The organism is Methanobrevibacter sp. TMH8, from assembly GCF_020148105.1.
Classification (GTDB): domain Archaea; phylum Methanobacteriota; class Methanobacteria; order Methanobacteriales; family Methanobacteriaceae; genus Methanobinarius.
The window spans coordinates 40,690-54,601 of the sequence record NZ_JAHLZE010000020.1 but is presented as its reverse complement, the minus strand read 5'-3'; the positions used below and the strand labels follow the sequence as shown (position 1 = coordinate 54,601).

11 protein-coding genes are annotated in these 13,912 nt (G+C 24.5%); all 11 read right to left on the bottom strand.

What is annotated here, in order from left to right; all coding sequences use genetic code 11:
* Positions 1-228: 228 nt before the first annotated feature.
* Positions 229-1,269 carry a Zc3h12a-like ribonuclease gene (locus KQY27_RS03975; protein WP_224425284.1) on the bottom strand — a complete coding sequence of 347 codons (1,041 nt, stop codon included), beginning with the start codon at positions 1,267-1,269 and terminating at the stop codon, positions 229-231.
* 397 nt (positions 1,270-1,666) lie between these two features.
* On the bottom strand, positions 1,667-2,410 hold the full coding sequence (locus tag KQY27_RS03970; RefSeq protein WP_224425283.1) for a metallophosphoesterase: 744 nt from the start codon (positions 2,408-2,410) through the stop codon (positions 1,667-1,669).
* Between the two features lie 120 nt (positions 2,411-2,530).
* Positions 2,531-2,881: a nascent polypeptide-associated complex protein gene (locus KQY27_RS03965; protein ID WP_224425282.1), complete on the bottom strand. Its 351-nt coding sequence runs from the start codon at positions 2,879-2,881 to the stop codon at positions 2,531-2,533.
* A gap of 337 nt (positions 2,882-3,218) precedes the next feature.
* Positions 3,219-3,710, bottom strand: a complete 492-nt coding sequence (locus KQY27_RS03960; protein ID WP_224425281.1) for a DUF2262 domain-containing protein — start codon at positions 3,708-3,710, stop codon at positions 3,219-3,221.
* A 26-nt stretch (positions 3,711-3,736) separates the two neighbouring features.
* Positions 3,737-4,147 carry a tetratricopeptide repeat protein gene (locus KQY27_RS03955; protein ID WP_224425280.1) on the bottom strand — a complete coding sequence of 137 codons (411 nt, stop codon included), beginning with the start codon at positions 4,145-4,147 and terminating at the stop codon, positions 3,737-3,739.
* 91 nt (positions 4,148-4,238) lie between these two features.
* On the bottom strand, positions 4,239-4,652 hold the full coding sequence (locus tag KQY27_RS03950) for a VOC family protein (RefSeq protein WP_224425279.1): 414 nt from the start codon (positions 4,650-4,652) through the stop codon (positions 4,239-4,241).
* Positions 4,653-4,713: 61 nt separating this feature from the next.
* Positions 4,714-6,702: a tRNA guanosine(15) transglycosylase TgtA gene (gene tgtA / locus KQY27_RS03945; protein WP_224425307.1), complete on the bottom strand. Its 1,989-nt coding sequence runs from the start codon at positions 6,700-6,702 to the stop codon at positions 4,714-4,716.
* A 560-nt stretch (positions 6,703-7,262) separates the two neighbouring features.
* Positions 7,263-8,531, bottom strand: coding sequence for an MnmC family methyltransferase (locus KQY27_RS03940; protein WP_224425278.1), 1,269 nt, complete (start codon positions 8,529-8,531; stop codon positions 7,263-7,265).
* Between the two features lie 75 nt (positions 8,532-8,606).
* Positions 8,607-9,383 carry an FkbM family methyltransferase gene (locus KQY27_RS03935; protein WP_224425277.1) on the bottom strand — a complete coding sequence of 259 codons (777 nt, stop codon included), beginning with the start codon at positions 9,381-9,383 and terminating at the stop codon, positions 8,607-8,609.
* Between the two features lie 638 nt (positions 9,384-10,021).
* A complete protein-coding gene (locus KQY27_RS03930) occupies positions 10,022-11,026 on the bottom strand; it encodes a sugar phosphate nucleotidyltransferase (RefSeq protein WP_224425276.1) in 1,005 nt (334 codons plus the stop codon).
* A 462-nt stretch (positions 11,027-11,488) separates the two neighbouring features.
* Positions 11,489-13,270, bottom strand: coding sequence for a glutamine--fructose-6-phosphate transaminase (isomerizing) (gene glmS, locus KQY27_RS03925; protein ID WP_224425275.1), 1,782 nt, complete (start codon positions 13,268-13,270; stop codon positions 11,489-11,491).
* Positions 13,271-13,912 lie beyond the last annotated feature (642 nt).

Genomic DNA, 13,912 nt, shown 5'->3' with positions numbered 1-13,912 from the left:
TTAATAATAGATGTTAATAATATTTAGAAATTTTTATAAACCCTATTTTTATGCTAAAAATATAATTTATATAAATATTTTTTAATTAATTATATAAATTTATAAATTATTTTAAATATGTCAATTATTTTAAATATGTTAAATATATTAAATATATTAAATATGATAATTCATGAAAATATTTAGAAATATTTAATCTTATTATCATCTTATTTATATTCTTATATTTTATTCATCTTTTTTTCCATATTTTTCATTTTTATCAAGAAATGTTTCAAATTCACCAGGTTTTTCTAAAATAATATCTGGTTTAACAGCAACAAATGGAAATTTCCAAGATCCCATTCTTCCAGCTACAGTACTAGCTATATTTCTAGAATTTTTCTTAATAAATACTTCATCATGTTGATTAATCTTGATTTCTACATTGAAAGGTGCCTCTTCTTCAACTTCATCGGAATATAAGATATTCAATTCAAAACTTCCAGGCTTCATAAAAAGATCATTTCTAACAGCTATAAGAGGTCGTTTATTTAGCCTTAATCTATCAGCTATTGTAACAGAAATATTTCCTGCACTTTTTACAGCTTCTTTATAGTCTTTTGGATGAACTAAAACAAAAATAACATAAGGTGCAGAAGTTTCGACATTTTCAACCATATCCATTACTTTATCAAACATAGGTAATTTAGAAAACAATCCTTCAATTTTATTCCCAACCCCATCATGCTGAGATTTATCCATCCGAATAATAGATTCTTTAGCTATATTAAGTGGAGTAAACTCAATACCTTCCTTTCCTTTATAAATTTCCCAACGTTTACGCTCAATAGCAATTAAGATATCTTCACAAATATGTTGGAGAATATTCTTATCTTTTTTTGGTTTTTTAGATTCACCAATAACTATATCTTCGCCTTCAAAAGAAAAAGGCAGTCTTCTACTTTGAATATCTTTAAATTCATCATTAAATTCTCTAAACATGTCATTTGAAAGAATTTTTGCATTTTCTTCTTCAGATAATTCTAGTATAAAATGATCTGCATTATTTCCAGCTGGAACTTCTTCAATAGCTTCTTCTTCAACTAGATGATTATATTTCTCTTTATCATCAATCCCGTGTTTAAGTGAAGCATCAGCTATAATAACAAAGTCATCCCCCCTATCTTCTAAAGCTTTCACTGCAGAGAGAATATTACTCAATTTAGGAGGAGAATCATCTTCTTTTCCAAAGTGTGCTACATTAGATCCATCTATAACAACTTTCAAACTACCACCAGCTTAAATTAATCAATGATTAGATAATAATTAAATTAAATTAAATAGAATTTCAATAGAATTAATTTCCTATAATTTCTATGATAATAATATAAGAGTTAAACATATATTTAAATTTTACTACAAAATATCATAAAAAACAATAATTAAGTAGTTTTATAATGATTATTAATAAAATAAATAAAAAAATAGACAAAGAAATTAATAAAATAATTAAAATGATAATTTTAAAATAAAAATGAAAATTTAGTACAAATGATAGCAGCTGAAAAATAAAGCTGATAAAACTAATAAAAATAATAAAAGTAATAAAACTAATAAAATTAAAAAATAAAAAGTGAAAAAGTAATAAAAATAACAAAATAGATAAAATAGATAAAAACTAATTTCAAAGCTGATCTCTATTGAATTTACCTAAAAATATTTTTTCACCATTAATATGATTTAAAATAACATCAATATGATTATCAGATATATGATAAGTATTGTAAGAATTTTTATCATTACCACGTAATTTAATAGATGAAACAGAACCTGCATTTATGAACAAAGTGTTTTCCATTCTCCAAAGGTGAGGAACATGTTTATGGCCACAGATAACCATATTTACATCATGATTAATTAAACTTTGTAAAATATCTCCAGCATCAGATAAAACATTTCTCTCTCTTCCAGTTTTAGGAACAGGTATTACATGATGGTGCATGGCTACAATAGAAAAATTAGAATTGTTTAAAGATTTATCAAGCTCATTTTCCATCCATAATTGTTGGGGGCGACCTATATGGCCCTTGTCAACATCAGGACCGCTGCTATCAAGACCAACAACAGTTAAATTATCATCTTTAGTTAAAACCCAACTTCGTTCACCGATTAATTCTTCAAAAGTTTCATATCCAACATTTCGAGCATCGTGATTTCCTGGAACAGCGAATAATGGATAATTAATCATAGAAAGATATTCTGTAGCTTTATGAAATTCAGAATAATAACCATGATCAGTAATATCCCCTGTTACAATAACCATATCAGGTTCTAAAGCATTAACTTGATTAACAACTTCTAAATATACTTCATCATCAAAAGCATTGTTACTGACATGAAGATCAGATATATGAGCAATTACAGTCATTATTTCCTCATTTTTATTAATTATTTATAAATATAGTATAATATAATAAATACAGTATAAATATAGCTATAAATTATTTTTATATATAATGCAGTTATTTTTATAAATCATTTAGTCAAATTATTGACTTAACTTTAAAATAGCTTCAGCTAAATCTCCTTTAGTAGCAATAAGTGCTTCTTCAGCATCAGCTTTAGTGACTCCTGCTTGGTTTGCAACCATCTCAATATCTTCATCAGGAATCTCAATTTCTCCATTCAATTCTACTTCAACTGCATTTCCTGTAATTTGATAAGTTTCTTGACCCATAACATTCATAAGGTTTACTTCAGCATCAGGAATAACAAGTTCTTTATCTTCAAAACGAATAATAACTTCTTTTACTCCAGGAAGGTCTTTCATATCCATTCCCATTTTTTTCATCTGTCTTTCCATCTGCTTCATTTGTTTAGGACTCATACCAGGTATCATAGATAATTCCTCTTATAATTTCAATTTTAATTAAATCTTATTTAAATTTTTTAATTTTATTTATAATCATTAATATTATAAATATTATTTTTATTGTTAATAAAGTTTAATTATTATATTGTTATTATATTATTTTTTATTATTTTTTTATTAGAATCATTATTTTAAGGATAAAATATAATTAGCTTAATCTATTATTCTAATAAATTATTTTATTATTATTTATTGATAAAAAATAAATAAAAATTTAATAATTTTAATTATAACAATTATTCTCAAATTTAAAAATTAATTATTATAATAGTTTATTTTAAAAAAAGAGTGTGAAAATATTAAATCAACCTTCATTTAAACCATTGAATTTAATATTTTTCTGATTATCAATAGATATACTAATATATTGACCCATAAAGTAATCTGGTATACATATTAAAACAATTTCTATTGATTGGATAGTTATCCCAAAATCAATAGAAAGAGATTCAATATATAAACTTTCTAAAAATTTTTCTTCTGTAATAGGAAAATCAATCTTAGAACCATCTTCTATCATATAACATTCTTCATCAGAACATTTTAAAAGATGTGCAGAACTTACAGTGTGTTCAGCTAATTCAATAATATCATTATTAAGTAATTCATCTTCTATTTTGTTTTTATTATTTTCAATCCAGATAATTTCATTTTTAATAATATCAAAAAAATTATTTAAATTTTTTTCATTTTCATCTTGGAAATTGATAAAAAGATCTGCTTCTTTTTTCCAGATATTAATTTTAGTTTCAAACGAGGAACAAGATCCTTTAAAAAAATCATCTAATGTTAACAAAATACCCCTCCATTTTAAAAAAAAAATTATGTATTAATTTCATCTTCTAAATAATTTTTTCCAATGAATAAATTTATTTTTAGAGCTTCAAAATGATTTTTAATAATTTTATTATTTTCATCTAACTTATGAGCAATTTCATATTCTTTTAGAGCATCCTCATAGTTATCAATGTTAAAATAAGCATAACCTAATCTAAAATGCCATAAAGGATCTTTTCTACCCTTATCTTTTATAATTTCTAGTTCTTCAATAGCTGATTGGAATTTTTCAATACTATTATAAGCTTTTACTAAATAAGAGCTTGTTTCATAATCTCTTTGATCTTTAGGAATTTTTAAGATTTTGTCTATTATCTTATCAAATTCAGAATTCTCATACCAATAGCCTAATTTTCTCAATAGCTTTTCTTTCATAAGATTATTATTTTCTTTCATTATTTCTCCAAAATAATAGTGACAATAATCATAATTACTACTAGCAATAAAAAATTACCTATATTAACAGTAACAAAAAAGTTTTAATTGATTATTCATCTTTAACAACAACAAATTGCCAATTTACACCAAATCTATCTGTGAAAAAGACATATAAATCACTGAAAAATGTCTCACCTATATCCATATGTATAGTAGCTCCTTTTTTTAACCCTTCAAAGAAAGTTTTGACTTCTTCAGCAGTATTTACTCTTAAAGCAACAGACATCATATTTCCATGAACATATTGACCAGGAGTATCTGAAAAATTGAAATTTGTATCTCCAATAGTCATTTCCCCATGAAGCACCATATTTTTTTGATCTTCTGAAGTTGGAAAGTCAGAAGTATTTGGAATATCTGAATATCTCATAATTTCCATATTTTTCCCATTGAAAACTTTTTCATAAGTCTTCATAGCTTCTTCACAATTTCCAGCAAAATTTAAATACACTTCAACTTTCATAAGTTTAATCCCCTAATTCATATATATTAACAAATAATCGTATTTTTTTCTATTAATAATATTATCCATTATTAAATATACCTTTTCTTGTTTTTATAGCTTGGCCTGTATTAAAGTTCATTATTTCATTGTGATTTAATAAAGATTTTCCAAATGCTAATAGTTCATCTTCTTCATTAACAATTAATACTTCATCTTTGGACCTAATATTAATATCACAATCTATTACAAACTTGGAAAATACACTTTTACCTTCACGAGCAAAAGGTTCTGAATCTTTATTTACAACAACTCTGTTTTCAGGGAACGGTTGGGAATTATGTAGTCTAATAGCACCTTCTTTAGCTAATACAAAAAAAGAGTCAGAAGCTCTCATATTAGCAATTAGAGTTCCATTAGAATAAATATGGCGAATTTTTCCAGTTTTCTTACTTTTTTCTATGGTCAAATCACCTTCAAAAAGAGTTTCACCAACTCCATTGCCAAATTGATAATCAGCTATAGCTTTAATCTTTCTTTTATCGTCTTTTTTAAATTTTACTTCATTTGATTGAGGATGTATATTATAAAGACCAATATCCAAATCATTAATAACTTTAGAACTTATTAATGTTTGATCATAGTATTCTATAAATTCTGAAATAAAATTCTCAATAAATTCAATTGAATCAATATCTCTTATTTTAGGAGATTCATTTTGAGCTAATGGATATACTTCATCAATATCAAGAGGAATTAAACAAAATGGAACATCTAAAACCATGAAATCAGTGTTATCTAAATCTAACTCTCTTTCACTACCATAAGTATAAAATTCTCCAAATTTTGATTTATTAACATATTTAGAATATGGTTTCTTTGAATTTGGTAAAATTACTAAATCTCTTTTTTTATCCATATCTTTAAGATTATCCAAATGTCTTTTAACTTCAGCTCGTTTTAGTGATTCTGGACCTGTATAAAAGAATGCAGATTTCTTAATTCGAGGGTCATATACTTCCAAGTCATTACTATAATTTCCAAGCTGACGACAAGCATTTAAAAGCATTGGATGGACTCTGCATCGCTCTTCAACAAGTTCCATCAAGCTACCTTCGGCAATAGCTTGACGAACAATTCTTAATTCAGCGAAACTAACATTTAAGTTATGTTCAGCTATAAGTTTAGTCCTTTCTTCTTTTTTCATAGTTCTAAGATCATCAGGAGTGTAATTACAACAAACTTCACATGAACATGGCATTTCTTGTAAATTTTCAAGTTTATAAGTTCCACGAGTGGTTAAAAATCTATCATCTTCAGCATATAAAATATATGCCGCAGAATCAAATAAATCACACCCCATAGCAACTGCTAAAGCGAAAATCATTGGATGACCTGCCCCCATAAGATGACGAGGAACAGAATCTGGAAGATGAGATACAGAAGCCATAACAACATCAACAAGATCACAATATTTGTAATTTTCCATCAATGGTACTACAGCACCAATTGGATATAAATCAGCATTGAGTTTTGAAAGCTCATCTGCACAGAAAGATCTAAGATTAGGATAAGTGGATCCTTGAACAACAGAATTTAACAGCATTTCCATATTATTTGCTTCTTTATACTCAACTGCTTCTTTAGCTCTCTCTAAAGTTATAGCTAAATCTTCCTCAGTTTTTTCAATAGTTTCATAAGGAGGAGTCGGTATGTCAAGAGAAGTACCTATATCTGTTTTAATAGCTTCCTGGAATTCAATTACTTCTTTATTATTTATATCTACATCCCCATAAACTGAAAGTTGGAATGAACCAGAATCTGTCATAACAGGACCATCAAAATTTATTAAATTGTGAATACCAACATTTAAAGCTTTTTCTTTTAATTCTTCATCTTTATAAATCAAATATGCATTTGTAATAACAATTTCAGCCCCATGTTTTTTCACATCAATTTTTTGTTTTTTAGGATGAATAACAGGCATTAAAGCAGGAGTTTTGATAGTTCCATGTTTGGTTTTAAGTAAACCAACTCTCCCTCTATTATCTTTATGTTTAATTTCAAAAATGGTAATTCCTCCATTAGCATATATTTAAAAATATTACTTAAATTATATCTCAATATTCAATTCAATTTTTATATTATTTATAAAAATCTTTTTTATAAATTAAAAAATCTCTGATTCTTTCTTATTTTTAATATCAAATATATTTGTATTTTTAATTCCTTAATATATTTCTTAAATATCTTATATAATTTTTTACTGCATATATTATGAATAATAATATAAAAAATCTAAATATAAAAAATCTGATAAATTATTGTATGTTGTTTATTTAAGTATATTTTATAAATATTTAATTATAGCTACTCATTGAAAAACATTGATATTATTTATATTTTATTCAAAATTCTTGCTAGTTAAATAATGATATTTTCCTTAAGTGTATATAAATATTGTTGATGTCACTTTAAAAAAATTAATTATAATAGTAAAACTGAGCTTAAATAGTAAAATTGCTTTGAAATAGTAATATTTTTATGGTATATTAATGTCTTAAAAAATAATCAATATAAATAAAAAAAATAAAAAATAATGATAATATATAATATTCTAAATTATAATAATTAATTTAAAGTATTATCCTTAATAACATTTAATAATCTTTTATTCATTTCAATAATCCTATTTTTAGAATTGAATTTAATACTTGGTTCTTTATAATGATTTTCTTGAGGTTCAATAATATAATAAGCTTCTTTTGATTGTGAATCTGGAATATTTACCTTATTAAGATTCCTAAAAACTCTTCTTTTTAATTTTTCATCATCTATTTCTTTGCCTAAGAAAATCGGTGTTTGAACAGCAGATGAAATTCGAGTATAATGTCTTGCTTTACTTCTTTCATCCACCCTATGGTCTAAAATTTCTGATGATGTGTGATTTAAATTTTGATCCCTAAATGGTATTCCTGCATCAGATAATGCAATAGTTCGCTCATCCATAATAGGAATGTTTTTAGAAATATTTTTAATATCAATAGAAGCTATAGTTCCTCCTGATTTTCTACCAAAAATAGGACCTTCACCAATATAAAATCCAGCTTCAATAAAAGCAAAACGAACTCCTGCAGCTAATGTGTAAGTAGCTATTATTCCATCATCTTTAATTAAACGTTTTAACTCTTCGAAAAATTCAACTGTGCAAAGTTCAGGGGCCATAGCTGGAGAATAAGGATCTAAAAAAATAGCATCATATTTATTACTTGGTAAATTTTGAACAGTTTTACGAGCATCCTCACAGAAAATGTTAATATCAATGTTTTCAGGAATCTCAGTTTTTTCAATAGATAATTTTGCAAAATCCTCTTCAATTAACTTAGATTCAATAGCTTTTTTAATAATATCATGATTTTTAATAGGAGATGGGATAAGAAGCCCCATAGCTAAAGTTTCTATTGATATTTCAGCCAAATCAATTGAAAGTGAGGAATTTTTACCTTTATTCTTCAAAAACTCATCAATTATAGCTGAAGAGTTATAACCTAAACCACTACATATATCAAGTATAGCAATGTCTTTTGAATAGGAAAAATCTGTATCTTTTTGGATATTATTATTCAAAAAGTAGCTTTCTTTAAATGGTTTCACAAATTTTTCAAATGATTCAGTTATAGCTCCATTTGAGTTATGCATAGTTTCAACTTTACCACCAAAACTAGGAGAGTTAATAGTGTATGATTCATCTTCTGTTTGAATTATATAATCATGAAAAATTTTTGAAAGTTTCTGACGATGAATAGGGTCTGAACTTTCTTTTTCTTTAGATAAGTATTCTCTAATTATTTTATGAAATTTTTCAATAGAATCTGACTCAAAATCTAAATGATTATTCATAAATAGATATATCTTATTTAATTATATAAAAACATCACTCTATTTAATATAAAATTTTAAATTAAAAAAATTTAATTAAAATTTCTTATATTTTATTCGGTAATATTTATCTGTAAAAAAATAAAATGTTTTATCAATATGCTTTAAAATTTTATATGGTTTAGTATTTTTATTTAAAGCATAAAAGATGTCATATTTTTCTTTTAAAGTGATATAATTTTTAATTTTTTTATCAAATAAATCTTTCTTACTTTTATCTGCATAATAACGATTAACTCCTTTAGAACATAAGAGATAATAATTGTTATCTAATAAAATATTTTCCCATGATTTATATGTTGGTATTTTCGTAAGTGGAAGTGTTGATTCAATACAAAAAATCCACGGCCTGATTTTGTCTAAATTTAAACCTGATAAAACCTGTTTTTCAAAATTTTCAACATCAATTTTACAAAAATGGATTTCTGTATTTATTATCTCAATATTCTCAGAAATTATATCAGTCAACTTTTTTACTTTTACAGATATAACTTCCTTAGTATTTAAAACATTATCATTATCAAAAGTAGAACACCCTTCAGAGACAAATAAATCTAATATCCCTTCCTTATCTCCGGCTCCAAGATTAACATTAATATCTCTTTTCCTATCCTCAACTAATGCATTATACATATCAGGCAAAGGTTCTATATTTATGCCATTCCATCCTAAATCATAAAATAATTTAGTGATTGAACCTTTCCAAGGGTCATTTGCTCCGACATCTACATAAAAACCATTCTTAATTTCATCTAAAAAACTAAACAATATTAAATCCTCTGCATCTTGTGCAAATGACATTAATTTTTTCAATATGAACACCTACTATTTATATTTCTAATTTTAAATTATCATCAATAAATCTAGAGCTATTATCTTCAAATACTTGAAACTTGATTTTTTTCAAAATTCTTCTAAATACAAGACTACGACTAATACTAATATCAATAATAATAATAATAATAATAATAATAATAATACTTCTAATAGCTATATATTGAATTTTGTTATTCTCATAAGCTCAAAAACTAATTTATGTTGTATATAGACTAAATCATAATTCTTACTTTTCTCAATAAATTTAACATAATAAAATAATAATAATACTTCTAATAGCTATATATTGAATTTTGTTATTCTTATAAGCTCAAAAACTAATTTATGTTGTATATAGACTAAATCATAATTCTTATTTTTCTCAATAAATTTAACATAATAAAAATTAGCTTTATCAATAAAATCAATATTTAAATTAATTGTAAAGACTTAATTTATGTTACCCATCTTTTAGAGAGAGTTTATATTATTTAAGGTAGTTTGAACTCCAAATATTTCATTGTAAATACTTAAATGCAATATTTTCAATATACCTCTTTTATATTAAGATTATCTATATCATTCTTAATTATTATGGCTATATAAATTATTATAATGAAAAATCTATAAATAATCTATCTAGTATAAAAATCATTTACTCTAATAGTATCATCTAAATAGGGAGTAGATACTTCATGAAGAACAGTGTTTTCAGTAGCTACAATTGAATGTTTCTTATTAGGTTCTATTCTTATTGTATCATTTTTACTGAAGTATTCTTTTTTATCATTAAATTCTATGTAACCTGCTCCTGAGATTATATACATTGTTTCATCCTTTTTTTCATGATAATGGAAAGAAGTTTGAAAACCTTCCTTAATAAAAAGCTCTTTAGTAAGATATTTTTCAGTATATATTAAAACTTTTTCATAGCCCCATGGCTTATCAGTTCTATTTTCATACTCTTTTCTAACTGATTCTAACTCTTTATTTGTATCAATAGCCATCCAAAAGAGATTATCTTCTTTATAATATCCAATTTTATTTTCTTTAGCCATTATTGGAAATAAAGTTTTTTCAATATCTCCAGTTTTGAATTCCCCAAAATTAAGTTTTCCTTTAGAAAAATAGACTCCTCCGTTTATATAATAATCAAGAAGAGGTTTTTCTTTAAAAGAAACTAATCTATCTCCACTAGTCTCTACAATACCATATGGAGATTGCATTTGAGTTATAAAAATTAAAAATGGATAATCTGATTTTTCACCTTGTTCAATCATTTTTTTTATATTTAAGTCAGCTACTACATCACCATTTCTTATAATAGATTGAATATTATCATCAATAGCATCCATTCCAAGACGAATTGCATTTAGTGTTCCAAGAGGTTCATCTTCAATGATATAATGAATATTTATTCCTTTATACTCATTACCATATCTTTCTTTAATTTTTTCATTTAAAAAACCAGTTAAAAGATAAACATCTTTAATATCCGCATTTTTAAAATCAAATAATTGTTTATCTAAAATTGTATAATCATCCTTTATCTCTACTAAAGGTTTTGGAATTTTTTCAGTTACTGGTCTGAGTCTTTTCCCAAAGCCTCCACAAAGAATCATTCCTACTGTTTCTGACATAAAATGCCTCTTATTTTTAATTTTTATAATTGAATATTTTATTTAATAAATTTATTATTTGAAATATTTTAGAATATTTTTAAATATTTTAGTCTAAATTTATATATTAAATTTATTTAAAATATAATTTATAATATTCTTTTATTCTTACTAATTTTTTATTAAAATTTATTTTTAATTTATTTTGATACATTATATAAATAGCTATGTATTAATAGATCTCTATTTCTATATTTAATTTTTATATAGATTTTATCGATAGTAAAACTATTTTATATACAGTTTGAAATAAAAATTATATATTAATTACATTTAATATACTGAGTATTTTATATACAGTTTGAAATAAAAATCATATATTAAATAATTACTCCTACGAAATAATTACTCCGATATATTATTAAATTAATAATATTATATATTAATAATATCGTATATTAATTTAAATAGAATAATCACTTATTATTCGACAGTTACACATTTAGCTAAATTTTTTGGTTTATCAGGGTCTAAATTTCTTTCTATACTTACATAATAAGATAGTAATTGTAATGGTACTACATAAACAAGAGGAGCAATAATTTCATCTACTTCATTATTAACACAAAATGAATCTTTTGATTCCCTTTTAATAGCTTCAACACCACAAGGACCAATAGTTATTACATCAGCACCACGAGCTCTAACTTCCTCAAGGTTACTCATAGTTTTATCATATCCATTACCTGGAGGAACAACGACAACAACAGGGATTTTCTTATCAATCAAGGCAAGTGGCCCATGTTTAAGTTCACCTGCAGCATAACCTTCCCCATGGATATAAGTAATTTCTTTTAATTTAAGTGCTCCTTCTAAAGCTGTTGGATAAGCTAGTCCCCTTCCAATAAAGAAAAAATCTTTAGCATCTTTATATTTATAAGCTATTTCTTTAATTTCATCTTCTTTATTCAAAACATCTAAAATATAATCTGGAATTATTTCTAATCTATTCAAAATTTCATCATTATCTGCTAAAATAGCTGCAAACAAATATATACAGACTAATTGACTTATATAGGTTTTAGTAGCTGCAACTCCAATCTCAGGACCTGCTCTTGTATAAATAACAAATTCAGCTTCGCGAGTAGCTGAACTACCTAAAACATTTACAATAGCTAATGTTTTAGAAGTTTTATTAGCTCTTCTTAAAGCTTTGAGAGTATCTGCAGTTTCACCAGATTGACTAATAAATATAGTAAGAGTTTTATCATCCAATGCATTAGCAGAATATTTAAACTCAGAAGCAAGTATAACATCAGTTGGAATACCAGCCATTGATTCAATAAGATATTTTCCAGTTAAAGAAGCATGATATGATGTACCACAAGCAACAAAACAGATTCGATTAATATCATCTAATTTCGAAACTATTTCAGAAATATTATCTTTTTCAGATAAAGTATCTCTAATGACCTGATCTTGTTCATGAATCTCTTTAAGCATGAAATAATCATATCCCTCTTTTTGAGCCATATCTGCAGTCCAATTAATCACTTCAATTTTTTTATCAACTATATTCCCATCAGAATCTTTGATAACTGCACCTTCTTCGTTTAAAACGACAAATTCTCCATTATCAACATAAATTATATTATTAGTATAATTCAAAATAGCTGGAGCATCAGAAGCAATGAAAAAATCAAAATCTCCTACACCCACAATCAAAGGACTGTCTTTTCTTGCAGCAACTATTTCTTTAGGATTATCTTTAGAAATTGCACCAATAGCATAAGAGCCATTTATCATTTCAACAGTTTTCCTAAGAGATTCTTCTAAATCAAACCCTTTATCCATAAATTTTTCGATTAAAATTGGAATGACTTCAGTATCAGTCTGAGATTTGAAAACAAAACCTTCTGATTCAAGAGATTCTTTAATTTCAGCATAATTTTCAATTATTCCATTGTGAACAACAGCTATATTCTCACTATTATCAGTATGAGGATGTGAATTTTCTTTACTTGGAATTCCATGAGTTGCCCATCTAACATGAGCTATTCCAAACTCTCCAGGCATTTCACCAAGATCAATCTTATTATTAACTTCTTCAATTTTTCCAGAATCCTTTTTTAAGTGAATCCCATTATCATCAGCCGTAGCTATACCTACAGAATCATAACCCCTATATTCAAGTTTACTAATACAATCTAAAAGAATTGGAGCCGCCTTCCTATTTTTTAATACACATCCAACAATCCCGCACATGATTTTAACCTTTAAACTATCTATTATCAATGTATTAATGTTATATATTTACTTATTATTTAATTTTAATTATTTAATTTTTAAGTTATATTAATAATATTATTATATTAATAATATTTTAAATGATTATTATAATTTAATTATAATTTAATTATTATTTAATTATTATTTGATTATTATTTGATTATATAATTAATATTTATTCATATTTTTATTCCTTAAAAATTTCTAAATTAATTGATTAATTTTATTTAGATTTAATAACAATTAAATTGAATTTTCAATAAAGTTATTAATTATATAAAACATATTGTTTATTCATAACATTATAATGTATAAGTGAAATTAAATATATATACTTATCATTAAATATAGAATTTAATTAAAATTAAATTGAAATTGAGTTAATATTAAATATAAAAATAATAAAAGTCAATACAATCATGAACAATGATTAATCTGAAAATTTATTAAAAATAATTAAAAATAATTAGAAATAATTAGAAATAATTAAAAAATATTAAAAATATTAAAAAATATTTTAATAATAAAATAATTATAAAAATAGAACAAAAAAGAATATATAATTAAATAACCTAGAAAAAATTATAAAAATAAATGAAATAAATTCAATTGAGGGTT

What these genes read in the sequence shown, in the direction of transcription:
- KQY27_RS03970 (WP_224425283.1), bottom strand. Translation starts at nt 2,410, where the DNA reads ATGACTGTAATTGCTCATATATCTGATCTTCATGTCAGTAACAATGCT.
- KQY27_RS03965 (WP_224425282.1), bottom strand. Translation starts at nt 2,881, where the DNA reads ATGATACCTGGTATGAGTCCTAAACAAATGAAGCAGATGGAAAGACAG.
- KQY27_RS03955 (WP_224425280.1), bottom strand. Translation starts at nt 4,147, where the DNA reads ATGAAAGAAAATAATAATCTTATGAAAGAAAAGCTATTGAGAAAATTA.
- KQY27_RS03950 (WP_224425279.1), bottom strand. Translation starts at nt 4,652, where the DNA reads ATGAAAGTTGAAGTGTATTTAAATTTTGCTGGAAATTGTGAAGAAGCT.
- KQY27_RS03940 (WP_224425278.1), bottom strand. Translation starts at nt 8,531, where the DNA reads ATGAATAATCATTTAGATTTTGAGTCAGATTCTATTGAAAAATTTCAT.
- KQY27_RS03930 (WP_224425276.1), bottom strand. Translation starts at nt 11,026, where the DNA reads ATGTCAGAAACAGTAGGAATGATTCTTTGTGGAGGCTTTGGGAAAAGA.
- glmS (WP_224425275.1), bottom strand. Translation starts at nt 13,270, where the DNA reads ATGTGCGGGATTGTTGGATGTGTATTAAAAAATAGGAAGGCGGCTCCA.